Genomic DNA, 25,375 nt, shown 5'->3' on the forward strand with positions numbered 1-25,375 from the left:
ATGGACATCCTCTACCAGATCCGCGCCCGCCAGGATTCCTTCAGTGCCGGCGAGGGCCGTATCGCCAAGCTGATGCTTGATGACGTGGGCTTTGCCGCATCGGCCAGCCTGGAAGAGTTGTCACAACGGGCCGAGGTGAGCACGGCGACCTTGTCGCGTTTTGCCCGCAGTGTGGGGTGCCGTGACTTGCGTGATTTGCGCCTGCAATTGGCCCAGGCCAGCGGGGTTGGCAGCCGTTTCCTCGACCCGGCGGGGTTGCCGGAACAGTCGGCGTTTCATCGGCAGATTCTCGGCGATATCGAAGCGACGTTGCGTCAGCATCTGTCAGGTTTTAATCAGGCGAGTTTTGTCGACGCCGTCAGCCTGTTGGGCAAGGCGCGGATGATCCATGCATTCGGCATGGGCGGCCCGTCGAGCCTGTGCAGTGAAGAGTTGCAAGTACGCCTGGTGCGTCTGGGTTACCCGATTGCCGCTTGCCGCGACCCGGTGATGATGCGTGTCACGGCGGCGACCTTGGGGCCGGAACATGCGCTGATCGTGTGCTCGCTCTCCGGCCTCACGCCCGAGTTGCTGGACGTGGTGACGCTGGCGCGCAACTACGATGCGCCCATCGTCGCCATCACCCTGGCCGGCTCACCGCTGGCCGAGTTGGCGGACGTGCTGCTGCCGCTGCAACCGGCCGAAACCAGTTTTATCTACAAGCCCACCGCGGCGCGCTACGGAATGCTGTTGGCCATCGACCTGCTCGCCACCGAGTTGGCGCTGGCCATGCCGGACGACAACCAGGAACGCCTGCGCCGGATCAAGCTGGCCCTGGACGATTATCGCGGCGGCCCTGACAGCCTGCCGCTTGGAGATTGAAATGAAGTACGACACGCTGATTCGCCAAGCGCTGATCATTGATGGCAGCAATACGCCAGGCTATGTCGCCGATGTAGGGCTGCGCGGCGGGCGTATCGAGACGATCGGCGACCTTGCGAGCGCAACCGCCGAGCACGAGATCGACGCCAGTGGCCGCGTGTTGTCGCCAGGGTTTATCGACGTGCACACCCACGATGACACCGTGGTGATTCGCCATCCGCAGATGCTGCCCAAGCTCAGCCAGGGCGTAACCACGGTGATTGTCGGCAACTGTGGCATCAGTGCCTCGCCGGTGAGTCTGCGCAGTGATCCGCCAGACCCGATGAACCTGCTCGGTTCGCGTGAGGCGTTCGCTTATCCGCGCTTCGCCGATTACCGTGCGGCCGTGGAAAGCGCCCATCCGGCCGTCAACGTTGCGGCGTTGATTGGCCATACGGCGCTGCGCAGCAACCATATGGACGACCTGCACCGCACCGCCACGCCACCTGAAATCGCCGCTATGCGTGTGCAGTTGCAACAGAGCCTGGAAGCCGGCGCCCTTGGTTTGTCCACAGGCCTGGCCTATGCCAGCGCGTTTAATGCCGAGACCGATGAAGTGCTGCAACTCAGTGAAGAACTGACGGCCTTCGGCGCGGTGTACACCACGCATTTGCGCAGCGAATTCGAGCCGGTGCTGGAGGCGATGGACGAGGCCTTTCTGATTGGCCGCCATGCCAAGGCACCGGTGATTATTTCCCACCTCAAATGCGCCGGCGCGGGTAATTGGGGGCGTAGTCCGCAGCTGTTGGCATCGCTGGAACTGGCGGCGAAAACTCACCCGGTGGGCTGTGATTGTTACCCCTACGCCGCCAGCTCTTCGACGCTGGACCTCAAGCAAGTCACCGACGCGTTTCGCATCACCATCACCTGGTCGACGCCACACCCGGAAGTCGGTGGGCGCGACTTGCAGGACATCGCCGCCGAGTGGGACGTTTCGCTGCTGGACGCAGCACGTCGCCTGCAACCGGCCGGGGCGGTGTACTACGGGATGGACGAGGCGGATGTACGACGCATCCTCGCGCATCCGCTGTCGATGGTCGGGTCGGATGGCTTGCCTGAAGACCCTTTTCCACACCCGCGTTTGTGGGGTGCGTTTCCACGGGTGCTGGGGCATTTCAGCCGGGACGTGGGGTTGTTCCCGCTGCACACGGCGGTGCACAAGATGACAGGGCTGTCGGCAGCGCGCTTCGGCCTGGCGGAGCGTGGGGAAATCCGTGAAGGGCACTGGGCTGACCTGGTGTTGTTCGACCCGTTGCGCGTGCGCGATGTGGCGGACTTCAAAGAGCCACAACGCGCGGCCGAAGGCATTGATGGGGTGTGGGTCAACGGGGTGTTGAGTTACAGCGACGGACAGGCCAATGGTCAGCGGCCGGGCCGGTTCCTGGCGCGCAATGGGGATTTGCGTGGTGGGTTTGCGTCTCTATAGTGGGTGCTCTCATACACGGAGCTGTGGTCATGTACTTAGGAAAAGTCACCCCGATTTTACGCATCTTCGACGAAGCCAAGGCGTTGGAATTTTACGTCGACTTCCTCGGGTTCAAGGTCGACTGGCAGCATCGTTTCGAGGCGAATTTTCCGTTGTATTTGCAAGTGTCGCTGGGCGAGTGCGTGCTGCATTTGTCCGAGCATCACGGCGATGCTTCGCCCGGGTCGGCGGTGCGCATTCAGGCGCAGGGCGTGGACGCGTATCAGCAGGAGTTGCTGGCCAAAGATTATCGGTATGCCAAGCCTGGGGTTGAGGAAACGCCTTGGGGCTCGCGGGAGATGAGCATCGGCGATCCCTTCGGGAATCGGTTGGTATTTGTCGAGGAAGGCGAGGGCTGATGGGCAAATCGCAGGCAATAAAAAACCGCCTTAGTAGGGCGGTTTTTTATTGCAAACCCAGTGAGTGGCTGGGGTTGCGACCTCATTGGAAGCAGTGATGTGCCACACGGATACTACTGCCGGTTATTGCATCAGGCAAGACATGACGACGGTCGGTACTCTTCATTTTCTATCCAAAATGAGCGGTAAAGTTTGGCAATGAATTTGCGGACCTTGCAGTAGGTTTTATCGTCGCTCGTTACACCTTTCGCCGGGATGTTGGTTAGTATCAGCCCCGTTCCAAGTCCGTCGTTTTGTAGGTGGCTGGGTATGCGCGCGGAATAATGGACCGAACGCCACGGGCTAGTAATCCGTGCCGGATTCATGCGGGAGGAACCAAAGCCCGGCCGCCTCAAAGGAAGCAGTGATGTGCATCCCAAGGCCCACGTGTTCCGGTAAGTGTGCTGGAGGTAAGGCCCAACTCAGGGAGGGCCGAGTATGTCTAAGTTTGCACGACGTACGTGGAACCTCGTAGTGAATGCCCTGCGTGTTTATCACGTGTGGACATTCCTGCGGGACAGCTTCGATGACCTGTAAGGTCTGAGAAGTGGAGCCGCCTCGGTTTAGGCCGAGGCGGCTTTTTGGTTTTTAAACCCGGAAGTGGCTGACCATCTGCTGCAACTGGCTGCCCAAACGCGCCAGTTCCACGCTCGACTTGGCTGTCTCGTCACTCGCCGTGGCGGTCTGCTCGGACACATCACGCACGTTCACGATGCTGCGGCTGATCTCTTCAGCCACGGCACTCTGCTGTTCGGCCGCGGCCGCAATCTGCTGGTTCATCGACTGGATGTTCGACACCGTACGGGTGATATTTTCCAGCGACACACCGGCCTTGCGCGTCAGCTCGACGCTGCTGTCGGTGAGGCTGCGGCTGTTGTTCATCACGGTGGCGACTTGCTGGGTGCCGTTCTGCAGACCGGCGACCAGGCCTTCGATTTCTTCGGTGGATTTCTGGGTGCGTTGGGCCAGGCCACGGACTTCGTCGGCGACCACGGCAAAGCCACGACCAGCTTCACCGGCGCGCGCGGCTTCAATCGCGGCGTTGAGTGCCAGCAGGTTGGTTTGTTCGGCCACCGCCTTGATCACATCCATCACGCTGCCGATCTTGTTGCTCTCTTGTTGCAGGTGCGTCATGGCGTCGGTGGAACGTGCCACTTCAGCCGCCAGGCGTTCGATCTGGGCGATGGCCTCGGCCACCACTTTGTCACCCGCACGGGCTTGGCCATCGGCATCGGCAGCGGCCAGCGAGGCCTGCTCGGCGTTGCGTGCGACTTCCTGCACGGTGGCAGTCATTTCGTGCATCGCCGTGGCGACTTGATCAGTCTCGATCTTCTGGCTGTTCACGCCGGCGCTGGTCTGTTCGGTAACCGCCGACAGCTCTTCGGCGGCGCTGGCGATTTGGGTTACGCCGTCGCGAATACCGCTGATCAATTCACGCAGGGTGGTGCCCATGCGCTGGATGCCTTGTTGCAACACGCCCAACTCATCACGACGGGTGACCTGGATGTTGTGGCTCAGGTCGCCGGAAGCGATGCGCTCCACCACGGCCAGGGTTTCCTGGATCGGGCGAGTGATCTGGCGGGTAATGACCAGTGCCGCGATGACGCCGACCAGCAGGGCCAGCAAGGTGCTGATCAGTTGCAGGCTGCGGGCCTGGGCGCTTTCGGCGTCACGGCGATCCAGTTGGATGTCGTACAGTTTGTCGCTGATGGTGACGATATCGGCGCCTTGGGTGGTCATTTCCGCACGGGCGCTGACGATGTTGGCGTTGGCCGCCTTGTAGCTTTGCACGGCGCTGCGATAGGCACCCAGCGCGGTTTCCAGTGAGGTCAATGCGCTTTGTTGGCTGGCGCCGAATGCGGCGCTGAGGCCTTTCAAACCGCTGATGGCTTTTTCAACTTGTGCAGCGGCGCGGGCTTCGGTCTCTGCGCTGGGACTGTTGGTGTAGCCGCGCACTTCGTAGCGGCTCAACTGGAAGTCTTCCTTGGCGTGAGTGACGGCCTGGTACTGGGTGAAGCGCTCCGGACTGTCAGGCATCTGCTGCACAGTGGTTTCCAGCGCGTCGATCTGGGCGTTGGCGATGTCGGCCTTGTCGCCCATGACCTGGCGCGCGGCGTTACCGTTGCGGTAGGCCTCACGCATTTTGTTCAAGGACTGCTGATACGCGGTGATGACGGCTTTCTGCTCGTTGAGCAGCTTGAGGTTTTCCGGGCTCTTGAAGCTGTCCAGCAGCTTCTGTTGCTGGGCGGCGAAGGCGTCGAGATTGGTCTGGACGTTCTGTGCCACCGCTTCATCGCCGTTAGCCAGCATGTATTGCAGGCGCACGATGCGCAGCTTGGTCAGCGAGGCGTTGAGCTGGGTGATGTCGCTCATCCAGTTGCTGCGGTCGATCAAGCCGCCCAGGCTGGTCCAGCCGGTCAGTGCCAGGATCGAGGTGAGGACCAGCACCAGGCCGAAGCCCAGGCCGAGTTTAAGGTTGACGCTTATGTTGCCGAACCAGCTATTCATCGAATGCTCCGCAAGAATGATGTGTGTCTGCTGGACGGTGTTTTTTTGTTTGAGCCAGCCAAAGTGTGTAGGGCTGTATCGGCGGCGTCAGGTGATTCTGAAATATTTTTAATCCGGGTGCGACGAAGGGTCGCGATCGCCGTGTGGCTTATGGCGTAGGGCAGGGGCTCATCATGGGCAGGCCTTGTGTGCTAGTCTGCTGGCCCTTTTAGTTTTGGATGACACGGGAAATCGTGTTGTCCTACAGCGGAGCCTCTTCATGTCCGAAGTTAATCTGTCCACCGACGAAACCCGCGTCAGCTACGGTATCGGCCGTCAGTTGGGCGACCAACTGCGCGACAACCCGCCACCGGGCGTGAGCATTGATGCGATCCTGGCCGGCCTGACCGACGCGTTCGCAGGCAAACCAAGCTGCGTTGACCAAGAGCAAATGGCGGCCAGCTTCAAAGTTATCCGCGAAATCATGCAAGCCGAAGCGGCTGCCAAGGCTGAAGCGGCTGCTGGCGCTGGCCTGGCGTTCCTGGCTGAAAACGCCAAGCGTGACGGCATCACCACCCTGGCTTCCGGCCTGCAATTTGAAGTGCTGACTGCCGGTGATGGCGCCAAGCCGACCCGCGAAGACCAAGTGCGTACCCACTACCACGGCACCCTGATCGACGGCACTGTGTTCGACAGCTCCTACGAGCGCGGCCAGCCTGCAGAATTCCCGGTTGGCGGCGTGATCGCCGGCTGGACCGAAGCCCTGCAACTGATGAATGCCGGCAGCAAATGGCGTCTGTACGTGCCGAGCGAACTGGCTTACGGCGCTCAAGGCGTTGGCAGCATCCCGCCGCACAGCGTTCTGGTGTTCGACGTCGAGCTGCTTGACGTTCTGTAAGACCTGCTGAGTTCTATGGGTGTCGGGCTTGTGTGGGAGCGGGCTTGCTCGCGAATGCGGTGGTTCAGAAACACATTCAGTGACTGACACACCGCTTTCGCGAGCAAGCCCGCTCCCACATAAAGCCCACATCCGTGGATTTTGCTTGATGGTTCATGGATGGAACTTGCCATTCAACTCCGTGGCCGGGCGCAACGCTCGGGCATAGCAGAACAAAAACAGGTTGCGCACTACTTCCTTCAGCACGCCAGGCTCACTCGAACTCAGGCCGTTGACGTCCAGGTCGCCCTGGTCCTGCAGTTCATTCAACGCTTCTTCTTCCAGCACCGCACAGACTTCCCCGGTTTCCCGATGCAGGATTCGCAGGTAAGGGTGTGGCCGGTCCAGCCAGGCATCTATCAAATAAGTCATGGTCGTTCTCCTTGATAAGTTTCAATGAGAATAATTCTTATTCGTAGAATAGCAAGTGCCTATTGGCGGTTTCCAGGTTTTTCTGTGTGGATATTGCGTTCGATCAACGGGGAGGGCGGAACGCCATCCCGCGGCGGGCGCGGGATGGATGCAGCGGAATCAGACTTTACGGACGAACTCGGACTTGAGTTTCATCGGGCCGATACCGTCGATCTTGCAATCGATATCGTGGTCGCCGTCGCACAGGCGGATGTTCTTGACCTTGGTGCCGACCTTGACCACCAGGGACGTGCCTTTGACCTTGAGGTCTTTGATGACCGTGATGGTGTCGCCGTCTTGCAGGACGTTGCCTACAGAGTCTTTCTTCACGGTTTCATCGCCGGCTGCTTCGGCCTCGCCATTGGCGGACCACTCATGGGCGCATTCCGGGCAGATCAGCTGGGCGCCGTCTTCGTAGGTGTATTCGGAATTGCATTTCGGGCAGGGTGGCAACGTGCTCACTAAAGCTCCTTGAAAGTCAGGATGGCTAAAAGTCGCACATTATATAGGGAATTGGAGCGCGAGCGGGGTAGTGGGTTGGTAATGGGATCTAAATGTGGGAGCGGGCTTGCTCGCGAAGGCGGTGTATCAGAAACCTGTTCAGTGACTGACACTCCGTATTCGCGAGCAAGCCCGCTCCCACACAAGCCCACTCCGCCAATCGTCTTTAGTGAGTACGCGCGACCGCAAACTCACTCAACTCAACCAGCGCATCGCGGTATTCGCTGGCAGGCAAGGCGTCCAGGCACTTGATGGCGCGGGCCACATAGTCACGCGCCAGTTGCGCGGTGTATTCCAGGGAGCCGGAGGCTTCCACGGCTGCACGGATGGCTTCCAGGTCTTCAATCCCGCCTTTCTGGATCGCCTTGCGCACCAGGGCAGCCTGTTCCGGCGTGCCTTCGCGCATGGTGTAGATCAGCGGCAGCGTTGGCTTGCCTTCGGCCAGGTCGTCGCCGACGTTCTTGCCCAGTGTCTCGGCGTCGCCCTTATAGTCGAGCAGGTCGTCGACCAGTTGGAACGCCACACCCAGGTGATCGCCAAAGGTGCGCAGGGCTTCGGACTGGTCGACTGTCGCGCCACACAGGGCAGCGGCACTGTGGGTCGAGGCCTCGAAGAGCATCGCGGTTTTGCCGCGAATCACTTCCATGTAGGTTTCTTCGGTGGTGCTGGCGTCGCGGACCTTCGACAGCTGCAACACTTCGCCCTCGGCGATGATGCGCGTGGCTTGTGAAAGAATCTTCATCACCGGCATCGAGCCCAGCTCGACCATCATTTCGAACGAGCGCGAGTACAGGAAATCGCCCACCAGTACGCTGGGGGCGTTGCCCCACATCGCATTGGCCGTCTCGCGACCACGGCGCATGCCGGACATGTCGACCACGTCGTCATGCAGCAAGGTGGCGGTGTGCAAAAATTCGATAGTGGCGGCCAGCAGGCGCAGGTCATCGCCTTCGCGGCCCAGGGCTTTGCCACACAGCAACACTAATAAAGGACGCAGGCGTTTGCCGCCCGCCGACGTAATGTAGTCGCCAATTTTGGAGACCAGCGGCACTTTAGACGTCAGCTGCTGCTTGATGATGCCGTCGACGGCGCTAAAATCGTCCGCGACCGCGCGGTAGAAAGCTTGGGGTTGCATCAGCGACAGTCGCTCCAGAAGGGTTGCGCGGCATGCTAGGACTCAGGCCCGGCACTGTCAAGGCGCGATAGACGGCCACTTGCATCACCCATTTACCTTGCGTACAATCGCGCACCCTGAACTTCCTGGGCAGCACCTGCCTTACGCAATTGCATTCGGGACGTCCATCCCATGCAGCCATGCCAGCCAATACCTCTTCTTATAAAGCGCTGGGTGAGCAGGATTATCGGAGAAATACCATGTCGTACGCAGTAATTGTTACTGGTGGCAAGCAATACAAGGTCGCCCCAGGTGAATACCTGAAGATCGAAAAACTGGAAGTCGCTACTGGCGAATCCGTTACCTTTGATCGCGTTCTGTTGGTCGCCAATGGCGATGACGTGAACATCGGCGCTCCAGTTGTTGCTGGCGCTACCGTTGTGGCTGAAGTGATCTCCCAAGGTCGTCACGATAAAGTCCGCATCATCAAGTTCCGTCGTCGTAAGCACCACATGAAGCGTATGGGCCACCGCCAGTGGTACACCGAGATCAAAATCACCGGTATTCAGGCTTAATTTCAGCCTAATTCCTCACTAGGAGAATTGACTCATGGCACACAAAAAAGCTGGTGGTAGTACCCGTAACGGTCGCGACTCAGAAGCCAAACGCCTTGGCGTGAAGATGTATGGCGGCCAGAAAATCATTCCGGGCAACATCATCGTGCGTCAGCGCGGCACCCAATTCCACGCCGGTTACGGTGTTGGCATGGGTAAAGATCACACCCTCTTCGCTAAAATCGAAGGCGTGATCAAGTTTGAAGTAAAAGGCGCGTTCAACCGCCGTTACGTGAGCGTTGTCGCCGCTTAATTGCGCGATCGCTGGAAAAGCCCTGTCTCGCGACGGGGCTTTTTCGTTTGTGGAGTGAGTCTCTTGCAAAGCTGTTTGTAATGAGCTCAAGCGCTGGATAGGCGGTTGTTGTTTGAGGTCGCTGCGCTCATTTTTGCAAGAGTCTTATGTCTTGGTTTCTTAAGCTCGTCCATGCGACGAGAGGCGTTTTGTTATGAAGTTCGTTGATGAAGTTTCCATCCGAGTAAAAGCAGGCGACGGCGGTAACGGTTGCATGAGTTTCCGTCGCGAAAAATTCATCGAAAACGGTGGCCCCAACGGCGGTGACGGCGGTGACGGCGGCTCCATCTACATGATGGCCGACGAAAACCTCAACACCCTGGTCGACTACCGTTACACCCGGCACTTCGATGCCGAGCGTGGCTCCAACGGCGGCAGCACCGACTGCACCGGTAAAAAAGGCGAAGACCTGGTACTGCGCGTACCGGTCGGCACCACGATCATCGATTCCGCTACCCAGGAAGTGATTGGCGACCTGACCAAGGCCGGCCAGAAGCTGATGGTTGTGCAGGGCGGCTGGCACGGTCTGGGTAACACCCGATTCAAGTCCAGTACCAACCGTGCACCACGCCAGACTACGCCGGGCAAGCCGGGCGAGCAGCGTGACCTCAAGCTGGAAATGAAAGTACTCGCTGACGTCGGCCTGTTGGGCCTGCCTAACGCCGGCAAAAGTACCTTCATCCGTTCGGTCTCGGCCGCCAAGCCGAAAGTCGCCGACTACCCGTTCACTACCTTGGTGCCAAACCTGGGCGTGGTCAGCGTCGACCGCTGGAAAAGCTTCGTGATCGCCGACATTCCCGGCTTGATCGAAGGTGCTTCCGACGGTGCAGGCCTGGGGATTCGCTTCCTCAAGCACTTGTCGCGTACCCGTCTGCTGCTGCACCTCGTCGACATGGCGCCGCTGGATGACACCAGTGCAGCGGACGCTGCCGAAGTGATCGTCAGCGAGCTGACCAAGTTCAGCCCGGCCCTGGCCGAGCGTGATCGCTGGTTGGTGCTGAACAAGTGCGACCAGATCCTCGAAGAAGAGCACGAAGAACGCGTCAAGGAAATCGTCGACCGCCTGGAGTGGGAAGGTCCGGTCTACGTGATCTCGGCCATCGCCAAAGAAGGCACCGAGCGCCTGACCCGCGACATCATGCGCTACCTCGAAGACCGCGCCGACCGCCTGGCGGCTGACCCGGTATTCAAGGCAGAACTGGCCGAACTCGATCAGCAGATCGAAGACGAAGCCCGCGCCCAGCTGCAAGCCCTGGACGACCAGCGTGCCCTGCGTCGCAGCGGCGTGAAGTCTGTCCATGACATCGGCGACGATGATTGGGACGAAGAAGACGTGGATGATGAAGACGGTCCGGAAATCATTTACGTGCGCGACTGATCGGTTGCGATAAACTTAAACGCCGCTCTCTGGAGCGGCGTTTTGGTATCTGGATATACGTAGTCACTAATAACGTTATGGGCGGCGCTGGGTCGCGCTGCCCTCAATCTAAGGTTGAAGATGATGCGGAGCAAAGTGACAGGTGCGCAGCGCTGGGTCGTGAAGATCGGCAGTGCGCTGCTGACGGCGGACGGCAAAGGTCTGGATCGCGCAGCCATGAGCGTGTGGGTCGAGCAGATGGTGGCCTTGCATGAGGCCGGTGTCGAGTTGGTGCTGGTGTCGTCCGGGGCAGTTGCCGCCGGGATGAGCCGCCTCGGCTGGACCGCGCGACCCAGCGCGATGCACGAACTGCAAGCCGCCGCCGCCATCGGCCAGATGGGCCTGGTGCAAGCCTGGGAATCCAGCTTTGCCGAGCACGGCCGCCATACGGCGCAGATCCTGCTGACCCACGACGACCTGTCCGACCGCAAGCGCTACCTCAACGCCCGCAGCACCTTGCGCGCGTTGGTCGAGCTCAAGGTTATCCCGGTGATCAACGAGAATGACACGGTGGTCACCGACGAAATCCGCTTCGGCGACAACGACACCCTGGCCGCGCTGGTGGCCAACCTGGTGGAAGCCGACCTGCTGGTGATTCTGACCGACCGCGACGGCATGTTCGACGCCGACCCACGCAACAACCCCGACGCCCAGCTGATCTACGAAGCGCGCGCCGATGACCCGGCGCTGGATGCCGTGGCCGGCAGCGTTGGCGGCGCCCTGGGGCGTGGCGGCATGCAGACCAAGCTGCGCGCCGCGCGCCTGGCTGCGCGTTCCGGCGCGCACACCATCATCGTCGGCGGGCGCCTGGAGCGTGTGCTGGATCGCCTTAAGGCCGGCGAGCGCATCGGTACGCTGCTGTCGCCGGAACGCGGCATGCTCGCGGCGCGCAAGCAGTGGCTGGCCGGGCATCTGCAAACCCGCGGCACATTGGTGCTGGACGATGGCGCCGTGTCGGCGTTGTCCCAAGGCAACAAGAGCTTGCTGCCGGTCGGCGTCAAGTTGGTGCAGGGCAGCTTCCGCCGTGGTGAGATGGTGGTGTGTGTGGCGCCCGACGGTCGTGAGATCGCCCGTGGCCTGGCCAACTACAGCGCGCTTGAAGCACAGAAAATCATTGGACAATCGTCTGACGCGATTGTCGGACTATTAGGTTACATGGCTGAACCGGAACTGGTTCACCGCGATAACCTGATCCTGGTCTAAACAAAGGAATACACGATGCGCGTCATAAAAGGTTTACTCGGCCTGTTGCTGGCCCTGCCACTGCTGGCCTCGGCCGAAGAGATTGGCCAGGTGTCGACGGTGTTCAAATTTGTCGGCCCCAACGACCGAATCGTGGTCGAGGCGTTTGATGACCCCAAAGTCGACGGCGTGACCTGCTACCTGTCACGCGCCAAGACGGGCGGCGTGAAAGGCGGGCTGGGCCTGGCCGAAGATCGCGCCGAGGCCTCGATTGCCTGCCGTCAGGTCGGCCCGATCCATTTCAAAGGCGAGCTCAAGGACGGCGACGAAGTGTTCAAGGAGCGCACCTCGCTGGTGTTCAAGACCATGCAGGTGGTGCGTTTTCTCGACAAGAAGCGCAATACCCTGGTTTACCTGGTCTACAGCGACCGCTTGATCGAAGGCAGCCCGCAAAACGCGGTTACCGCGATTCCGATTTTGCCTTGGCCGACCGCTCAGTAGTCTGCAGGCGAGTTTTGTAATCGGCGTCTATGATTGCAGGCTTGCGGTCTGTAATCTCGAACGGTCGCAATGCGAAGAACATGGGATATCTGGAGTTCGTCATGAGTGCTTTCCACGACCTGAAACTCAAAGCTTTGGACGGACAAGAGCTGCCGCTGGCGCCCTTCAAGGGGCAAGTGGTGCTGGTGGTCAACGTGGCCTCCAAATGTGGCTTGACCCCGCAATACGCGGCGTTGGAAAACCTCTACCAGCAATACAAGGGCCAGGGTTTTACCGTGCTGGGGCTGCCGTGCAACCAGTTTGCGGGTCAGGAGCCGGGCACCGAAGAAGAAATCCAGCAATTCTGCAGCCTGAACTACGGCGTAACGTTTCCGTTGGGCAGCAAGCTCGACGTTAACGGCCACGATCGTCATCAGTTGTATCGTTTGCTGGCGGGCGAGGGCGCGGAATTTCCGGGGGATATCACCTGGAATTTCGAGAAATTCCTGCTCGGCAAAGATGGCCGCGTGCTGGCGCGATTCTCACCACGTACCGCGCCGGATGATCCGACGATTATCCAGGCCATTGAAAAAGCCCTGAGCTGAATTGGCCCCCTGTGGCGAGGGAGCTTGCTTGCGCTGGGCTGCGCAGCAGTCCCAAGTCCCTCGCGACTACTACCCCTTAATCACCCAGATCAATAGTGCTACCCAGGACTTCGCACTGACAATATTATCCACATCATAAATCCCTCTGATGTGGAGTGCTCCCATGCCTGTCCAAGCCTTGTTCAAACCCTTCCAGCTCGGCGCACTGCAGCTTTCGACCCGCGTGGTCATGGCGCCGATGACTCGTTCGTTCTCGCCGGGTGGCGTACCCAATTCCAAAGTCATCGAGTACTACCGTCGACGCGCCGCTGCTGGCGTGGGCCTGATCATCACCGAAGGCACCGTGGTTGGCCATCAAGCCTCCAATGGCTACCCGAACGTCCCGCATTTTTACGGTGAGGCCGCGCTGGCCGGCTGGAAGAAAGTGGTCGACGCCGTGCACGCAGAGGGCGGCAAGATCGTCCCGCAACTGTGGCACGTGGGCAGCGTGCGCCGTATCGGCACTGAGCCTGACGCCAGCGTTCCGGCCTACGGCCCGATGGAGAAACTCAAGGATGGCAAGGTGGTCGTGCACGGCATGACCACCCAAGACATCAAGGATGTAATCAACGCCTTCGCCCAAGCCGCCAAGGATGCCCAGAGCATCGGCATGGACGGCGTGGAAATCCACGGCGCCCACGGTTACCTGGTCGACCAGTTCTTCTGGGAAGGCACCAACCAGCGCACCGATGAATACGGTGGCAGCCTGGCCAACCGTTCGCGGTTTGCCATCGAGCTGATCCAGGCCACTCGCGCCGCCGTAGGCCCGGACTTCCCGATCATCCTGCGTTTCTCGCAGTGGAAGCAGCAGGACTACACCGCACGCCTGGTGCAAACCCCGGAAGCCTTGGGCGAATTCCTCAAGCCGTTGTCCGACGCTGGCGTGGATATTTTCCACTGCTCCACTCGCCGTTTCTGGGAGCCGGAGTTCGAAGGCTCCGACCTCAACCTGGCCGGCTGGACCCGCCAGCTCACCGGCAAGCCGACCATCACCGTCGGCAGCGTCGGCCTGGACGGCGAGTTCCTGCAATTTATGGTCAACACTGACAAAGTCGCACAACCGGCCAGCCTGGAAAAACTGCTGGAGCGCCTGAACAACGACGAGTTCGACCTGGTTGCCGTAGGCCGTGCGCTGCTGGTGGACCCGGATTGGGCGCTGAAGGTGCGCGAAGGTCGCGAGGGCGACATCCTGCCGTTCAGTCGTGAGGCGTTGACGACCCTGGTGTAAGGGGCGAAAGGGCGGGCACTGGGTGGCCGTCCTTGCACACCCCGCGTAACTGCCGTTCAAACTGCTCGATAATCGCCGGCCAGCCCTGGCGGCTCGCGTGTTGGCGGGCATTGAGGCGCATACGGCGCAAACTTTCTGCATCTTCCAGCAGCCAATTGGCAGCGTCGCAAAACGCCTCTTCATCGCCCGGCATCGCCAGCACGCCGTTGTAACCATGGCGAATGTGCTGGGTCGCGGCCGCCTGGTCGTAAGCCACCACCCCCAATCCCGAAGCCATGGCTTCCAGTACCACATTGCCGAAGGTTTCGGTCAGGCTGGGGAACAGGAACACGTCGCCAGACGCGTAATGCCGGGCCAGTTCTTCGCCGCGCAAGGTGCCGCAGAAAATCGCCTCGGGCAGTTCCTTTTCCAGCGTCGACCGTTGTGGGCCGTCGCCGACGATGATCAGTTTCATCTGGCGCAGTGGATAGGTGTCTTGCAAGGTCTCGAAACAGCGCTTGAGCAGCCCCAGGTTCTTCTCCTGCGCCAGTCGGCCGACATGCAGCACGGCGATTTGCTCACTGTTCAGCGCCCAGCTTTCACGCAGTGCGTTGTCGCGTTTGGCAGGGTGAAACAACTGGCTGTCGACCCCACGCGCCAGCATCCCCAAGCGCTCGAATTGCCGACGTTCCAACTCCAGGCGTTGGCTGGTGCTGGGGACCAACGTCAATGTCGAACGGTTATGAAACCAGCGCAGGTAGTGCGTGACCATGCGGCTGAGCAGGCTCAGACCGTATTGGTTCGAGTACTGCTGGAAGTTGGTGTGGAAGCCACTGACCACGCTGATCCCCAGGCGCCGCGCCGCACGCAACGCCGACAGGCCCAGCGGCCCTTCGGTGGCGATGTACAGCACGTCGGGGCGCTGGCGGGTCCAGCGCCGCAGCAACTTGTGCATCGACGACTGGCCCCATTGCAGGCCTGGGTAGCCCGGCAGCGGCCAGCCACGGCACAGTAATAAGGCGTCGTCGCTGGGGCGGCTTTGATCGCTGCCCTGGCGTGGGCGCACCAACTCGACCTGATGGCCGCGCGCGCGCAAACCCTCACACAGACGGCCAAGGGTATTGGCCACCCCGTTGATCTCTGGCGGGAAGGTTTCGGTAATCAAAGTGATGTGAAGCGAGGCTGTCGTCATGACCCACAGTGTCACCGTGGGCCATGTCGTCATTGTGTCATCGGCATGATGGATTTATGACTTGGTCAGTTTCTGCGTCGCCATGGCCTCGGCGCCTTGTTCGCGCACCCAGAACAACGTAGCCCCGGCCACCGCTGCGGGCATCATCAGCAGGTTGACCACCGGCACCAGCAACACCAGGTAAACAATCCCACCGAAGCTCATGCTCTGCCAGCGCTTCTGGCGCAGCCAGGCGAGCATTTCGTTCCAGCCCAGCTTGTGGTTGTCGGCCGGGTAGTCGATGTACTGGATCGCCATCATCCACACGCCGAACAGCAGCCATAGCGGCGCGGCGATCAGGTTGACCACCGGAATGAACGACAGGATAAACAGGCCAATGGCGCGGGGCAGGAAGTAGCCCAGCTTGCGCATTTCTCGCGCCAGTGTGCGCGGCACCATCGCCACCAATTCACCCCAGCTGAACGGCGGGAAGTCGTCGGTGCCACGCACCACCACTTCGACTTTTTCCGCGAGAAAGCCGTTGAACGGCGCCGCGATGATATTCGCCAGCATGGTGAAGGTGAAAAACACCATCAGCACCACCAGCACCACGAACAGTGGCCACAGGATGTAGCTGAGAAAACTCAGCCAGCCCGGCAGCGTTGGCATCAAGGTGTCGACCCACAGGCTGAACTGATGGCCGGCGAAGTAGATCAAACCGACGAACAGCACCAGGTTGATTGCCAGTGGCAACAGCACAAACAAGCGCAGGCCTGGGCTGAGCACCAGCTTGAGGCCTTCACGCAGGTATTGCGGGCCGGAAAGAGCAGGGGCGGGCATGGAGAACTCCGAGCAAAAAGGGCGAACGCGCCGACCTTACCGACTTTGCATTCAGTGCGGAAGCGGCGACATCTATGGTAACAATGGCGTCGATTAATCGGGTGGACTGCATAGAGACCACCTATGAGCTGGATTGTTATTCCGTATTTCCTTAATCTTGCCCCCCTCGATACGCTGCACCCATTATTTTTCAGGGCCTGCGAGTTCAAGCACTTCCCCAAGTGCTTCGCGGTCCTTTTTTATTCCAGCCGTCCTGTGTTGTCCGGGCGGTCGATAGGAGTGAGTCATGTCTGATACCCGTCATTCGCGAGTGATTATTCTCGGTTCCGGCCCTGCCGGTTACAGCGCTGCCGTCTACGCTGCGCGGGCCAACCTAAAGCCGCTGCTGATCACCGGCATGCAGGCGGGCGGTCAGTTGACCACCACCACTGAAGTCGACAACTGGCCGGGCGATGTCCACGGCCTGACCGGCCCGGTGCTGATGGAGCGTATGAAAGAACACGCCGAGCGCTTTGAAACCGAGATCGTCTTTGACCACATCAACAAAGTCGACTTCTCGAAAAAGCCTTACAGCCTGACCGGCGACAGCGGCGTCTACACCTGTGACGCACTGATCATCGCCACCGGCGCCAGCGCCCGTTACCTGGGCCTGCCGTCGGAAGAAGCGTTTATGGGCAAGGGCGTTTCCGCCTGCGCGACCTGCGACGGTTTCTTCTATCGCAACAAGCCGGTCGCCGTGGTCGGTGGCGGCAACACTGCCGTGGAAGAAGCGCTGTACCTGGCCAACATCGCCAGCACCGTGACCCTGGTTCACCGCCGCGAGACCTTCCGCGCCGAGAAGATCCTGATCGACAAGCTGCACGCCCGTGTCGCTGAAGGCAAGATCATCCTCAAGCTCAACGCCACCCTCGACGAAGTCCTGGGCGACAACATGGGCGTGACCGGTGCTCGCCTGAAAAACAACGACGGCAGCTTCGACGAGCTGAAAGTCGACGGCGTGTTCATCGCCATCGGCCACACCCCGAACACCTCGCTGTTCGAAGGCGTGCTGGAAGCCAAAGACGGCTACCTGGTGGTGCAAGGCGGCCGTGAAGGCAACGCTACCGCGACCAACATCGAAGGCATCTTTGCCGCCGGTGACGTCGCAGACCACGTCTACCGCCAGGCCATCACCTCGGCCGGCGCCGGTTGCATGGCGGCCCTGGATGCCGAGCGTTACCTCGACGGTTTGAAGGACGCTTCGTTCTAAACCCGTTGAAATGAAAAAACCGGCTGAGGCCGGTTTTTTTATGCCGGCGATTTATGCCGCACCGCAGCTCAAATGTGGGAGCGGGCTTGCTCGCGAATGCAGAGTGTCAGTCAATACATCTGGTGACTGATACACCGCATTCGCGAGCAAGCCCGCTCCCACATTTTTGATTTGTGTTTGACTCAGGATTTGCGGGTCAGTGGCTGCGCGGCAAACTTCACCCCAGCCAAACCCTGCGCAATCAACGCCCGAATATTGCCATGGTCACTGCCCTCAGGCGTCGCCACCACCGAACGATAATGCTCACCAAACGCCAGCAGCGCTTCCTGGTCGCTCAGACCTTCCAGCAGCGCGAGGCCCAGGGTCTTGCACGAACCTTCGTTCTGCCCGGCGGCGTTCTCCACGCTGCCATTGGTAAAGGCTTGCGGCTGGTAGTCGTAACCGGCAGCAACAAAGGCCAGGGTGTCGGCAAACACGTGTTCGCCGCTGTTGAGGCTGGTGCGCAGGGTGTTCAGGTCAGTCATGGGTTTTTCCTTTGGCAAACGCCGCCTGTTGGTCGGCGCTGGCTTCTTTCTGGTATTGGGCTTTCCACTCGGCGTACGGCATGCCGTACACCACTTCACGGGCGTCATCGAGGCTCAGCTCGATGTGGCGCTCGTCGGCCTCGGCCTTGTACCACTTCGACAAGCAGTTACGGCAGAAGCCCGAGAGGTTCATCAGGTCGATGTTCTGCACATCCTTGCGGCTGTCCAGGTGGGCCACCAGCCGGCGGAAGGCGGCGGCTTCAAGTTCGAGGCGTTGTTGATCGTTCATAGGGCTCACGCAGATTCAGGGTTAGCGGCTGGCCGCCAGGGTAATGGAAACCGACTCGGCAAAGCGCAGCGCATGGGGCTTGTCCACTTCGACTTCGGCGTACAGCACCGACTCGTTGCTCATCACCAGGTCCAGCAGTTCCTGGGTCAGGCGCTCCAGCAGGGCGAAGCGGTTGCCTTCGACGTGGGCGATGATGGCCTTGGTGATGGTGCGGTAGTTCAGCGCGTGGTCGATGTCGTTATCGCGCACCGCTTCCTGAGCGGCATACAGGATGGTCAGGTTGATCAGCACGTCCTGCTTGTTGAGGATCTCGTCCTCGTTGATGCCAATAAAGGTGCGCAGGCACAGGTCCTTGACCCGGATGCGCGCCATGCCTGGTTGAAGTTGTGGCATTGCTACTTGCTCCGTCCAATCAGTTGCAGGAACTCCATGCGCGTGGTGTTCGACTCGCGGAAGGCGCCGAGCATCACCGAGGTGTTCATGGTTGAATTCTGTTTTTCCACACCGCGCATCATCATGCACATGTGCTTGGCTTCGATCACCACCGCCACGCCGGCGGCCTGGGTGACTTGCTGGATAGCATCGGCGATTTGCCGTGTGAGATTTTCCTGAATCTGCAGGCGCCGCGCATACATGTCCACAATGCGCGCCAGCTTCGACAGGCCCAGCACCTTGCCGGTCGGAATATAGGCCACATGGGCCTTGCCGATAAACGGCAGCAGGTGGTGCTCGCACAGCGAATACAGCTCGATGTCCTTGAGGATCACCATCTCGTCGTTGTCGGAGGCGAACAGCGCGCCGTTGACGATTTCGTCCAGGTTCTGCTCGTAGCCGTGACACAGGTACTGCATGGCCTTGGCGGCGCGCTTGGGGGTGTCGAGCAAGCCTTCGCGTTCAGGGTCTTCGCCCAGGCCTTTGAGGATCTCGCGGTAGTGTTGGGGCAGGGACAAGGTCATACAACATCCTCACAAACGGCTTACTTGATATGCCGCCCGCCGTTGACGGTCAGGGTGGTTCCGGTGACATAAGGGTTGTCCAGCAGGTAACGCACGCTCTGATAGATCACCTCGGGCCCGGGCTCGATGCCCAGTGCGGACTTGGCCAGGACCTTGGCGCGATAAGCCGCGTCGTCGCCCTCGTTGAACATCACCATGGCCGGCGCAATACCGTTGACCTTGATCAGCGGCGCGAACTGCGCGGCAAACGACAGCGTGAGGCTGTCGAGCCCGGCTTTGGTGGCGCAATAGGCAATGTGCTGGCGGCTGCCCTTGCGCACCACGTCGTCGCTGATATGCACGATATCGGCAGGTGTCGAGCGTTGCAGCAAAGGTGAACAATGCAGGTTGATCAGGTACGGCGCAAGCATGTGCACGCTGAACATGTCGGTAAACGCGCGGCTTTCGTCGCCGGGTGTTTCTGCGACCCATGCCGAGGCATTGTGGATGATCGCACGCAGGCTGTCGGTGTGGGTTTTCAGCTCGGCGATGAAGGCCAGAATCCCGGCCTCGCTGGAGAAGTCGGCAAACACGCCGATCGCGCCACGATCACGCAGTCTGTCAACGCCCGGGCGTTCGCTGCGGTAGCTGAAAATCACCGAATGGCCCTCGTCCAACAGGCGCTCGGCGCAGTGCAGGCCGACACGCTGGCCGGCACCGGTGATCAGGATCGGGGCGTCTGTTGCAGTCATGGGAGGCTCAAGTCGCTGGCAGGTTGAAACTATACCAGCGACCGGGCGCCCCTGTACTCAAGCGGCGGCTTCGGTGACCTTGCGCGGTGGCGGGGCGGGGTGCAGCCAGCTCGCCAGCAGGTGCGTCGACAGCGGGATGAACCAGTAAACCATCAAGGGCGTGAGCGCCATGGTGCTGACCAGCACGCGCGGGGCCAGGGCCAGCTCGCTGAGCAGCGGCCCAAGGACGAAGTTGAACAGCAGCGACACCGGGAAAAACGCCAACCAGATTGCCACGGCCTGTTTCCAGCGCGGCGGCCGTGCACCCACAGCGCCGAACCAGCCATCGATACCGCTCACGCGATGCTCGGACGGGTCTGCAAACAGCTCGCTGCCCCGGCTTAGCCAGGCGCTGCGCGAGGCAGAGAACTCCCAGGCATGCAGGGTTTTTTCGTCGGCGAAGCGGAAGATGATCTGGAATTCATCGTCATTGGGTGGCGGTGCAAGCACGCCGGAACCCAGGTAACCGGGAAAGTCAGTGGCCAGTTGCTCGCCTTCGCGCAGCCAGGCCATCAGGTCTTCATAGCGCCCTTTGGCCACGCGGCGCGCAACCATCAGGGTGACGGGAGAGGTAGACATTGTGTATCTCCAAATGTACGGGTGCGCCGAACCGGGTAGGTGGCACACGAACGAGGCTGCGGGGTGGTGCAGCGACGTAGAAAAAACAGGCAAGGATTATTCCTGTTTTGTAAAAATACGCCAGTGACATTGGTCTGACAGAGCAGGCCTTGAAAAGGACAAGTCTAAAAGCGTTAAATGGGATCCAAATCCACACGGATGTTTCCGGCCGCTGATGTCTGAGATTACTGCTCCTACTCGTGAAATCACCCACCTCAACCTCGCTGATTCCGATGAGCTGTTGCCGATCCGTGAAGTCTCGAGATTGACAGGTGTCAACCCGGTCACCTTGCGCGCCTGGGAACGTCGTTATGGGCTGATTCAGCCCACGCGCACCGAAAGCGGGCACCGCCTCTACTCCAAAGCCGATATTGAAACAATCGAGCGTATTCTCGATTGGATCGGACGGGGTGTGGCCGTCAGCAAGGTCGGCAAGATTCTCGCTCGTGACGATCAGCAGGCAGCAGCCGTGCGCGCTGAACGAGACACCGGCGAGGACGCGCAATGGCCGCAATAGCAAGCGCGGTTGAAGCTGGCCGTCAGCGCTTTCGATGATCGAACGCTTGAACATGTGTACGGCCAGATTTTTTCGATGTACCCGCTCAGTGTGGCATTTCAAGACATCCTCATGCCGCTCTGGAATGAGCTGCATCGCCATCAGGGCCGTTTCGGCCAGGCCAGCGAGTGGTTGTTCTTCGATGCGTTTCTGCGCGGGCACGCCACGCAACGTCTGCAGCACGCCTGCGCCGCACCGGTGCTGCGGGTCGTGCTGGCTGCAATGCCCGGTGAATGCCGTCAATTGGAATTGCTGGTGGCGGCGCTGTTGATCAGTCGGGATGACTTGGCCGTGAGGGTGCTGGAGATGGGCCAGCCATTGGATGAGTTGACCCTGGTCTGTGAAAAGACCCGGCCCCAGGCGCTGATCGTGTTCTCCAACCACTCACAAACTCAGGACCTGCAAGGGCGCCTGAGCCGCCTGGCGTTGACCCTGGATTGCCCGCTGTTCCTTGCCGGTGCCGCGTCGGACATGGCCCAGGATGAACTGGCGGGGTCTTCCATCGGCTGCCTGGGCAGTGAAGGGCGTCTGATGCAGCGGCGTTTGCAGCAGTTTCTCGGTGGGCAGTTGGATACCTGAAATCAGGCGTGTACGTGCGGGTGAACCAGACGGTGCTGGTGCAGAATGAACTGGCGCAGGCGCTCGATTTCATCGGCATCACTCTGGCTCAGGCGGTAAGCGAACAAGCCGCGGGCGGTTTCCCGCTCCAGCGAGCCGCGCAGCGCAATGCGCTCGTAACCGGACGGGCTGAACCACAGGGAAAAGGTTTTCGGCGGTTTGACCCGGCCGCGAATTTCCACCAGCACGCCCTTGAATGACACTTCATGCACCCAAAGAGCGCCCGGGTTGCCCCTCACGTTCTCCAACGCCACTGGCGTTTCAAGCGCCAGCCGCCAGGGCCGAATCATCGGGCCGTCTTCAAAAATGCTTGGCACGCCCAAGCGCAAATGCACAGCATGAAACTCGTCTTCCACCAGATGCAGCGGAAAGGTCAGTTGCTGATTGTCGAACTGCGCCTGGATGGTGACGTGGTCGTGAGCGGCCAGCCGCGTGAGCAAATCGCGAATCTGCGCACCGCCATTGACGGTCAGGCTCGACCACGCATCCCGCAGGTTGAGCTGCGGGTTGTGCTGCATGTCCTGGATAAAATCCAGTTCGTCCTGCGTCAATAGAGCGTCGCGGTGCATTGATGTAGCTCAACGATGAGACATTAAAAAGCCATTATCGCTCTAAAGGCCGCATTTTTTACACTTAGTTATTTCCGCTCGTCGTTTTGAGCGCCGCCAATTGCGCTTTAAGTTGCGCCACTTGGGCTTCCAGCTGGGTGACACGCTGCTGCGCTTTGACCTGGACGGTGACATCTTTTTGCACGCCAACATAATACGTCTGCTTGTCGGCCTCGTTATAAACCGCCGAAAGCGACAGTTCGTTCCAGAACAGCGTGCCGTCCTTGCGATAGTTGCGCAGGATTTCCCGGCACGAGGCGCCACTGTCGAGCGCCTCACGAATCGCTATCAGTGCCGGCTGGTCACGGTCGCCTGCCTGCAGGAAGCGGCAGTCCTGATAGAGGATTTCGTCGAGGGTGTAGCCGGTCTGCCGTTCGAAGGCAGGGTTGACGTAGATCAGCGGTTTGTCTTTGCCTTCTCGTTCGGCGACGACGATGCCGTCGTTGGAGGCATTGATGACCATCTGCATCAGCTTGGCGTTGATCATTATCGAGCGGTCCATGGCCGGGTATTAAAATTTGGAGTGAGGGCGAGCGTTGAATGTTGCACGGTGTGCGCTGAAAAATTTGCGTCAGCTGCTAATATCCCACGCTTTCGCTCAACCACAGGATCAGATTGATGAAAGTCGCCATCCTTTCCGGCTCGGTCTACGGCACGGCTGAAGAAGTTGCCCGTCACGCCGCCGGCCTCCTCAATGCGGCCGGTTTTGAAGCCTGGCACAACCCTCGCGCGACCCTGGCCGACGTGCAGGCCTTCGCCCCCGAGGCCTTTCTGGCGGTGACCTCCACCACCGGCATGGGCGAACTGCCCGACAACCTGCAACCCCTGTACTCGACCATCCGCGACCAACTGCCCGCCGCCTGGCGCGGCCTGCCCGGTGCCGTGATCGGCCTGGGCGACGCCAGCTACGGCGACACTTTCTGTGGCGGTGGCGAGCAAATGCGCGAGCTGTTCGCCGAATTGGGCGTACACGAAGTGCTGCCGATGCTGCGCCTGGACGCCAGTGAAAGCGTCACCCCGGAAGCCGACGCCGAGCCGTGGCTGGCCGAGCTGGTCACTGCACTGCGCGGTTGACCGGAAACTCACGCAGCAACGCCAGCCAGGCCTGGGCGGCCTTGGACAGATAGGCGCCTTCACGCCAGATAAAGGCAATGTCCCAGCGCAGGTAGTCGGGCGCCTTGAGTGTGAGGCGTACCACGCCCGGTCGCACCAGCCCACGGGCGACCACGCTGGGCAACAGCACCACGCCTTGGCCGGCGGCGACCAGGGCGACCAGAAAATCCGCCTGGCCGCTGCGGCCAATTTCCTTCGGCGTAAAGCCCAATTGCTGACAGGCCTGCATCAACCGGTCGTTGAGGACAAAACTGCGCTGGTACATCAGGAACGGTGTGTCCGCCAATTCCTCCAGGCGCACATGGGCGTTTTCGGCCAATGGATGATCCATCGGCAGCAAGGCGTCCAGTGGCTCATCGCAAAACGGTTGCCAGGCGAAGGCCGGATCACTGGGCATCAAGGTGCCGCCCACGTCCAACTCCCCACTGAGAATCGCCTGCTCGATCGTCCGGCTGCCGCCTTCGAGCAGTTGAATGGTGACCTTGGGATAACGCTTGCGGTACTCGGCAAACAGCCCGGCAAACAGTGTATCGCCTGCCAACAGCGGCAGACCCAGGCGCAGTTCGCCGCGGGCCAGTTGCTGCATATCATCCAGCTCGCTGAGCAACTCGGTCTGCAGGCGCAACATGGCCTCGGCGCGCTGCAAGACCACCTCGCCAGCGGCCGTCAGGCGAATGTGCGAGCCCGTGCGTTCCAGCAGCGGTGTGCCCAGGCTTTGCTCCAGCTGCGCCACCTGCTTGCTGACGGCCGATTGGCTGATGTGCAAGGTTTTACCGGCCTGGGTAAAGCCGCCGCGGTGAATCACTTCGACAAAACTGCGCAGCTGTTTGAATTCCATCGCTTCGATTCCAGATTGGAATAGTTGGCAGTCTAACAATTCGCTGTGGGGATGGGGGCGGTCTCTTTAAAATGGGTCGCCTGCGAGGACCCAAAGCTCATGAAACGTTTCACCTTCAAACACCTTGGCCGTCTGCTGACGGAGTTGGTCGTACTGCTGGCTATCTACCTGCTCGGCACTCAACTGTCGGTGTGGTTTGGGTGGCCGATTCCCGGCGGCGTGGTCGGCCTGGGCCTGTTGCTGGCGACCTTCGCCAGTGGCCTGGTCAAGCCGGCGACCCTGCAATTGGGCGCCGGTGTATTGATGGCAGAAATGCTGCTGTTCTTTATCCCGGCGCTGATGAGCCTGCTCGATTACGGCGGCCTGGTGCGCAATGACGGCTGGCGCATCCTGCTGGTGATCGGCTTCAGCACGCTGTCGGTGATGCTGGTGACGGCGTTCACCGTCGAGATGGTCTGCCGCTGGAGCATGCGCCGTGAAGCTTGAACTGATGCCAGTGTTCTGGCTCGCCCTGACCCTGGGCGCCTACATCTTCAGTCGCTGGATTTATCGTCGCACCGGCCGCTACCTGCTATCGCCGTTGATCCTGGTGCCCGCGCTGTTGCTGGCGGTGGCCGTGCCGATGAAAACCGCCTACGCCGAATACGCCACCGACACCCATTGGCTGATGCTGGTGCTGGGGCCGGTGACCGTGGCGTTTGCCGTGCCGATCTGGCAGCAGCGCCGCCTGTTGGCGCGGCATTGGTCGGCGTTGCTGCTGGGGATGGTCGCGGGCAGCGCGGCCTCTATCGGCACCTCGTTCGGGTTGGCCAAGGCGCTGGCGTTGAACAGTTCGGTGACGATGTCGTTGTTGCCGCGTTCGATCACCACGCCGTTTGCCATGCCGGTGTCCTCTGACCTTGGTGGCGTACCGGAACTCACCGCCGTGTTTGTGATGTTCACCGGCGTGTTCGGCGCCATGCTCGGCGGCGTGCTGCTTAAATGGTTGCCGCTGCGTACGCCCTTGGCGCGTGGTGCATTGTTTGGTGTGGGCGCCCATGGCGCGGGCGTCAGCCGCGCGCGGGAAGTGGGCGGCGAAGAAGGCTCGGTGGCGGGGCTGGTGATGGTGCTGACGGGTTTGCTCAACCTGTTCGCCGTGCCTTTATTGGCGGCGCTTCTCTGACGCCGCATGGACTA

At 60.5% G+C, this 25,375-nt stretch carries 30 protein-coding genes and 2 pseudogenes; 16 read left to right on the forward strand and 16 right to left on the reverse strand.

From position 1 onward, the window contains the following. Genes HX783_RS28850 through HX783_RS28860 form a run of 3 tightly spaced genes read left to right on the forward strand, consistent with a single transcriptional unit; the run spans position 1 to position 2,724 of the window. A complete protein-coding gene (locus HX783_RS28850) occupies positions 1 to 861 on the forward strand; it encodes a MurR/RpiR family transcriptional regulator (RefSeq protein ID WP_159959824.1) in 861 nt (286 codons plus the stop codon). A 1-nt stretch (position 862) separates the two neighbouring features. Continuing rightward, positions 863 to 2,326 carry an amidohydrolase family protein gene (locus HX783_RS28855; protein WP_177019138.1) on the forward strand — a complete coding sequence of 488 codons (1,464 nt, stop codon included), beginning with the start codon at positions 863 to 865 and terminating at the stop codon, positions 2,324 to 2,326. 29 nt (positions 2,327 to 2,355) lie between these two features. Further along, the gene (locus HX783_RS28860; RefSeq protein ID WP_177019139.1) at positions 2,356 to 2,724 is read left to right on the forward strand and encodes a glyoxalase superfamily protein; all 369 of its coding nucleotides are present in this window, start codon (positions 2,356 to 2,358) and stop codon (positions 2,722 to 2,724) included. Positions 2,725 to 3,351: 627 nt separating this feature from the next. On the opposite strand, the gene HX783_RS30385 is transcribed toward HX783_RS28860, so the two are convergent. Further along, the gene (locus tag HX783_RS30385) at positions 3,352 to 4,215 is read right to left on the reverse strand and encodes a methyl-accepting chemotaxis protein (protein WP_371317720.1); all 864 of its coding nucleotides are present in this window, start codon (positions 4,213 to 4,215) and stop codon (positions 3,352 to 3,354) included. A gap of 39 nt (positions 4,216 to 4,254) precedes the next feature. Beyond that, positions 4,255 to 5,271, reverse strand: a pseudogene (locus HX783_RS30390) (methyl-accepting chemotaxis protein); the annotation flags it as partial. Between the two features lie 259 nt (positions 5,272 to 5,530). Between HX783_RS30390 and HX783_RS28870 the strand changes: the two are divergent. Further along, positions 5,531 to 6,148: an FKBP-type peptidyl-prolyl cis-trans isomerase gene (locus tag HX783_RS28870; RefSeq protein ID WP_177019140.1), complete on the forward strand. Its 618-nt coding sequence runs from the start codon at positions 5,531 to 5,533 to the stop codon at positions 6,146 to 6,148. Between the two features lie 153 nt (positions 6,149 to 6,301). On the opposite strand, the gene HX783_RS28875 is transcribed toward HX783_RS28870, so the two are convergent. The 3 genes from HX783_RS28875 to HX783_RS28885 all read right to left on the reverse strand — a co-directional run bounded on the left by HX783_RS28875 (position 6,302) and on the right by HX783_RS28885 (position 8,234). Beyond that, a complete protein-coding gene (locus HX783_RS28875; RefSeq protein WP_003194088.1) occupies positions 6,302 to 6,559 on the reverse strand; it encodes a hypothetical protein in 258 nt (85 codons plus the stop codon). 159 nt (positions 6,560 to 6,718) lie between these two features. Further along, a complete protein-coding gene (locus HX783_RS28880; protein WP_017254008.1) occupies positions 6,719 to 7,060 on the reverse strand; it encodes a zinc ribbon domain-containing protein YjdM in 342 nt (113 codons plus the stop codon). Positions 7,061 to 7,265: 205 nt separating this feature from the next. Then, a complete protein-coding gene (locus HX783_RS28885) occupies positions 7,266 to 8,234 on the reverse strand; it encodes a polyprenyl synthetase family protein (RefSeq protein WP_177019141.1) in 969 nt (322 codons plus the stop codon). 239 nt (positions 8,235 to 8,473) lie between these two features. Between HX783_RS28885 and rplU the strand changes: the two genes are divergently transcribed. The 7 genes from rplU to HX783_RS28920 all read left to right on the forward strand — a co-directional run bounded on the left by rplU (position 8,474) and on the right by HX783_RS28920 (position 14,070). Continuing rightward, positions 8,474 to 8,788 (forward strand): 50S ribosomal protein L21, encoded by a 315-nt coding sequence (rplU, locus tag HX783_RS28890; RefSeq protein ID WP_007950961.1) that lies wholly within the window; start codon positions 8,474 to 8,476, stop codon positions 8,786 to 8,788. A gap of 34 nt (positions 8,789 to 8,822) precedes the next feature. After that, positions 8,823 to 9,080 carry a 50S ribosomal protein L27 gene (gene rpmA / locus HX783_RS28895; protein WP_003176049.1) on the forward strand — a complete coding sequence of 86 codons (258 nt, stop codon included), beginning with the start codon at positions 8,823 to 8,825 and terminating at the stop codon, positions 9,078 to 9,080. A 193-nt stretch (positions 9,081 to 9,273) separates the two neighbouring features. Beyond that, positions 9,274 to 10,497, forward strand: coding sequence for an Obg family GTPase CgtA (gene cgtA / locus HX783_RS28900; protein WP_065883536.1), 1,224 nt, complete (start codon positions 9,274 to 9,276; stop codon positions 10,495 to 10,497). 123 nt (positions 10,498 to 10,620) lie between these two features. Next, positions 10,621 to 11,739: a glutamate 5-kinase gene (proB, locus tag HX783_RS28905; RefSeq protein WP_026013771.1), complete on the forward strand. Its 1,119-nt coding sequence runs from the start codon at positions 10,621 to 10,623 to the stop codon at positions 11,737 to 11,739. A 15-nt stretch (positions 11,740 to 11,754) separates the two neighbouring features. Further along, complete coding sequence (locus tag HX783_RS28910) at positions 11,755 to 12,219, forward strand: CreA family protein (protein ID WP_159959813.1); 465 nt, start codon at positions 11,755 to 11,757, stop codon at positions 12,217 to 12,219. Between the two features lie 101 nt (positions 12,220 to 12,320). Next, the gene (locus HX783_RS28915) at positions 12,321 to 12,803 is read left to right on the forward strand and encodes a glutathione peroxidase (protein WP_177019142.1); all 483 of its coding nucleotides are present in this window, start codon (positions 12,321 to 12,323) and stop codon (positions 12,801 to 12,803) included. A gap of 163 nt (positions 12,804 to 12,966) precedes the next feature. Beyond that, a complete protein-coding gene (locus tag HX783_RS28920) occupies positions 12,967 to 14,070 on the forward strand; it encodes an NADH:flavin oxidoreductase (protein WP_177019143.1) in 1,104 nt (367 codons plus the stop codon). On the opposite strand, the gene HX783_RS28925 is transcribed toward HX783_RS28920, so the two are convergent. Then, complete coding sequence (locus tag HX783_RS28925; RefSeq protein ID WP_177019144.1) at positions 14,039 to 15,241, reverse strand: glycosyltransferase family 1 protein; 1,203 nt, start codon at positions 15,239 to 15,241, stop codon at positions 14,039 to 14,041. The genes HX783_RS28920 and HX783_RS28925 overlap by 32 nt on opposite strands. A gap of 54 nt (positions 15,242 to 15,295) precedes the next feature. Further along, positions 15,296 to 16,060 (reverse strand): sulfate transporter CysZ, encoded by a 765-nt coding sequence (cysZ, locus tag HX783_RS28930; RefSeq protein ID WP_177019145.1) that lies wholly within the window; start codon positions 16,058 to 16,060, stop codon positions 15,296 to 15,298. Positions 16,061 to 16,346: 286 nt separating this feature from the next. Between cysZ and trxB the strand changes: the two genes are divergently transcribed. Then, positions 16,347 to 17,309 carry a thioredoxin-disulfide reductase gene (gene trxB, locus HX783_RS28935; protein WP_003194076.1) on the forward strand — a complete coding sequence of 321 codons (963 nt, stop codon included), beginning with the start codon at positions 16,347 to 16,349 and terminating at the stop codon, positions 17,307 to 17,309. 182 nt (positions 17,310 to 17,491) lie between these two features. On the opposite strand, the gene HX783_RS28940 is transcribed toward trxB, so the two are convergent. The 6 genes from HX783_RS28940 to HX783_RS28965 are packed head-to-tail and all read right to left on the reverse strand — an operon-like array spanning position 17,492 to position 20,427. Continuing rightward, entirely contained in the window at positions 17,492 to 17,833 is a 342-nt protein-coding gene (locus tag HX783_RS28940; RefSeq protein WP_177019146.1) for a HopJ type III effector protein, read from the reverse strand. Beyond that, complete coding sequence (locus HX783_RS28945; protein ID WP_065908484.1) at positions 17,826 to 18,122, reverse strand: DUF1244 domain-containing protein; 297 nt, start codon at positions 18,120 to 18,122, stop codon at positions 17,826 to 17,828. The genes HX783_RS28940 and HX783_RS28945 overlap by 8 nt, the downstream gene beginning before the upstream one ends. 21 nt (positions 18,123 to 18,143) lie before the next feature. Next, positions 18,144 to 18,515: a dihydroneopterin triphosphate 2'-epimerase gene (gene folX / locus HX783_RS28950; RefSeq protein ID WP_003194073.1), complete on the reverse strand. Its 372-nt coding sequence runs from the start codon at positions 18,513 to 18,515 to the stop codon at positions 18,144 to 18,146. A 2-nt stretch (positions 18,516 to 18,517) separates the two neighbouring features. Next, a complete protein-coding gene (gene folE, locus HX783_RS28955; protein WP_053257937.1) occupies positions 18,518 to 19,078 on the reverse strand; it encodes a GTP cyclohydrolase I FolE in 561 nt (186 codons plus the stop codon). Positions 19,079 to 19,098: 20 nt separating this feature from the next. Next, positions 19,099 to 19,809, reverse strand: a complete 711-nt coding sequence (folM, locus tag HX783_RS28960) for a dihydromonapterin reductase (protein WP_177019147.1) — start codon at positions 19,807 to 19,809, stop codon at positions 19,099 to 19,101. A 57-nt stretch (positions 19,810 to 19,866) separates the two neighbouring features. After that, the gene (locus HX783_RS28965) at positions 19,867 to 20,427 is read right to left on the reverse strand and encodes an antibiotic biosynthesis monooxygenase (RefSeq protein ID WP_159959795.1); all 561 of its coding nucleotides are present in this window, start codon (positions 20,425 to 20,427) and stop codon (positions 19,867 to 19,869) included. A gap of 214 nt (positions 20,428 to 20,641) precedes the next feature. On the opposite strand from HX783_RS28965, the pseudogene HX783_RS28970 reads away from it, so the two are divergent. Continuing rightward, positions 20,642 to 21,601: pseudogene (locus HX783_RS28970) on the forward strand (MerR family transcriptional regulator). Between the two features lie 2 nt (positions 21,602 to 21,603). Here the strand turns inward: HX783_RS28970 and HX783_RS28975 are convergent. Both HX783_RS28975 and HX783_RS28980 read right to left on the reverse strand, forming a co-directional pair. Next, positions 21,604 to 22,209 carry a hypothetical protein gene (locus tag HX783_RS28975; RefSeq protein ID WP_159959791.1) on the reverse strand — a complete coding sequence of 202 codons (606 nt, stop codon included), beginning with the start codon at positions 22,207 to 22,209 and terminating at the stop codon, positions 21,604 to 21,606. Positions 22,210 to 22,273: 64 nt separating this feature from the next. Then, positions 22,274 to 22,735 (reverse strand): PAS domain S-box protein, encoded by a 462-nt coding sequence (locus tag HX783_RS28980; protein ID WP_159959789.1) that lies wholly within the window; start codon positions 22,733 to 22,735, stop codon positions 22,274 to 22,276. Between the two features lie 131 nt (positions 22,736 to 22,866). Between HX783_RS28980 and HX783_RS28985 the strand changes: the two genes are divergently transcribed. After that, complete coding sequence (locus HX783_RS28985; protein WP_159959787.1) at positions 22,867 to 23,322, forward strand: flavodoxin; 456 nt, start codon at positions 22,867 to 22,869, stop codon at positions 23,320 to 23,322. Here the strand turns inward: HX783_RS28985 and HX783_RS28990 are convergent. Further along, a complete protein-coding gene (locus HX783_RS28990; RefSeq protein ID WP_159959785.1) occupies positions 23,303 to 24,199 on the reverse strand; it encodes a LysR family transcriptional regulator in 897 nt (298 codons plus the stop codon). The two genes, HX783_RS28985 and HX783_RS28990, sit on opposite strands and share 20 nt — an antisense overlap. A gap of 99 nt (positions 24,200 to 24,298) precedes the next feature. Here HX783_RS28990 and HX783_RS28995 point away from each other — a divergent pair, with 99 nt between their 5' ends. Further along, positions 24,299 to 24,685, forward strand: a complete 387-nt coding sequence (locus HX783_RS28995; RefSeq protein WP_159959783.1) for a CidA/LrgA family protein — start codon at positions 24,299 to 24,301, stop codon at positions 24,683 to 24,685. After that, positions 24,675 to 25,361 (forward strand): LrgB family protein, encoded by a 687-nt coding sequence (locus tag HX783_RS29000; protein WP_159959781.1) that lies wholly within the window; start codon positions 24,675 to 24,677, stop codon positions 25,359 to 25,361. The genes HX783_RS28995 and HX783_RS29000 overlap by 11 nt, the downstream gene beginning before the upstream one ends. Positions 25,362 to 25,375: the final 14 nt, after the last annotated feature.

It is taken from the genome of Pseudomonas sp. D2002, from assembly GCF_013385735.1.
GTDB lineage: Bacteria > Pseudomonadota > Gammaproteobacteria > Pseudomonadales > Pseudomonadaceae > Aquipseudomonas.

What these genes read in the sequence shown, in the direction of transcription:
- HX783_RS28885 (WP_177019141.1), bottom strand. Translation starts at nt 8,234, where the DNA reads ATGCAACCCCAAGCTTTCTACCGCGCGGTCGCGGACGATTTTAGCGCC.
- rpmA (WP_003176049.1), top strand. Translation starts at nt 8,823, where the DNA reads ATGGCACACAAAAAAGCTGGTGGTAGTACCCGTAACGGTCGCGACTCA.
- rplU (WP_007950961.1), top strand. Translation starts at nt 8,474, where the DNA reads ATGTCGTACGCAGTAATTGTTACTGGTGGCAAGCAATACAAGGTCGCC.
- folX (WP_003194073.1), bottom strand. Translation starts at nt 18,515, where the DNA reads ATGCCACAACTTCAACCAGGCATGGCGCGCATCCGGGTCAAGGACCTG.
- HX783_RS28945 (WP_065908484.1), bottom strand. Translation starts at nt 18,122, where the DNA reads ATGAACGATCAACAACGCCTCGAACTTGAAGCCGCCGCCTTCCGCCGG.
- HX783_RS28985 (WP_159959787.1), top strand. Translation starts at nt 22,867, where the DNA reads ATGAAAGTCGCCATCCTTTCCGGCTCGGTCTACGGCACGGCTGAAGAA.
- HX783_RS28965 (WP_159959795.1), bottom strand. Translation starts at nt 20,427, where the DNA reads ATGTCTACCTCTCCCGTCACCCTGATGGTTGCGCGCCGCGTGGCCAAA.
- folM (WP_177019147.1), bottom strand. Translation starts at nt 19,809, where the DNA reads ATGACTGCAACAGACGCCCCGATCCTGATCACCGGTGCCGGCCAGCGT.
- HX783_RS28860 (WP_177019139.1), top strand. Translation starts at nt 2,356, where the DNA reads ATGTACTTAGGAAAAGTCACCCCGATTTTACGCATCTTCGACGAAGCC.
- HX783_RS28995 (WP_159959783.1), top strand. Translation starts at nt 24,299, where the DNA reads ATGAAACGTTTCACCTTCAAACACCTTGGCCGTCTGCTGACGGAGTTG.
- cgtA (WP_065883536.1), top strand. Translation starts at nt 9,274, where the DNA reads ATGAAGTTCGTTGATGAAGTTTCCATCCGAGTAAAAGCAGGCGACGGC.
- HX783_RS30385 (WP_371317720.1), bottom strand. Translation starts at nt 4,215, where the DNA reads ATGGGCACCACCCTGCGTGAATTGATCAGCGGTATTCGCGACGGCGTA.
- HX783_RS28925 (WP_177019144.1), bottom strand. Translation starts at nt 15,241, where the DNA reads ATGACGACAGCCTCGCTTCACATCACTTTGATTACCGAAACCTTCCCG.
- HX783_RS28940 (WP_177019146.1), bottom strand. Translation starts at nt 17,833, where the DNA reads ATGACTGACCTGAACACCCTGCGCACCAGCCTCAACAGCGGCGAACAC.
- folE (WP_053257937.1), bottom strand. Translation starts at nt 19,078, where the DNA reads ATGACCTTGTCCCTGCCCCAACACTACCGCGAGATCCTCAAAGGCCTG.
- HX783_RS28980 (WP_159959789.1), bottom strand. Translation starts at nt 22,735, where the DNA reads ATGATCAACGCCAAGCTGATGCAGATGGTCATCAATGCCTCCAACGAC.
- proB (WP_026013771.1), top strand. Translation starts at nt 10,621, where the DNA reads ATGCGGAGCAAAGTGACAGGTGCGCAGCGCTGGGTCGTGAAGATCGGC.
- HX783_RS28920 (WP_177019143.1), top strand. Translation starts at nt 12,967, where the DNA reads ATGCCTGTCCAAGCCTTGTTCAAACCCTTCCAGCTCGGCGCACTGCAG.
- trxB (WP_003194076.1), top strand. Translation starts at nt 16,347, where the DNA reads ATGTCTGATACCCGTCATTCGCGAGTGATTATTCTCGGTTCCGGCCCT.
- HX783_RS28855 (WP_177019138.1), top strand. Translation starts at nt 863, where the DNA reads ATGAAGTACGACACGCTGATTCGCCAAGCGCTGATCATTGATGGCAGC.
- HX783_RS28870 (WP_177019140.1), top strand. Translation starts at nt 5,531, where the DNA reads ATGTCCGAAGTTAATCTGTCCACCGACGAAACCCGCGTCAGCTACGGT.
- cysZ (WP_177019145.1), bottom strand. Translation starts at nt 16,060, where the DNA reads ATGCCCGCCCCTGCTCTTTCCGGCCCGCAATACCTGCGTGAAGGCCTC.
- HX783_RS28910 (WP_159959813.1), top strand. Translation starts at nt 11,755, where the DNA reads ATGCGCGTCATAAAAGGTTTACTCGGCCTGTTGCTGGCCCTGCCACTG.
- HX783_RS28975 (WP_159959791.1), bottom strand. Translation starts at nt 22,209, where the DNA reads ATGCACCGCGACGCTCTATTGACGCAGGACGAACTGGATTTTATCCAG.
- HX783_RS28875 (WP_003194088.1), bottom strand. Translation starts at nt 6,559, where the DNA reads ATGACTTATTTGATAGATGCCTGGCTGGACCGGCCACACCCTTACCTG.
- HX783_RS28915 (WP_177019142.1), top strand. Translation starts at nt 12,321, where the DNA reads ATGAGTGCTTTCCACGACCTGAAACTCAAAGCTTTGGACGGACAAGAG.
- HX783_RS28850 (WP_159959824.1), top strand. Translation starts at nt 1, where the DNA reads ATGGACATCCTCTACCAGATCCGCGCCCGCCAGGATTCCTTCAGTGCC.
- HX783_RS28990 (WP_159959785.1), bottom strand. Translation starts at nt 24,199, where the DNA reads ATGGAATTCAAACAGCTGCGCAGTTTTGTCGAAGTGATTCACCGCGGC.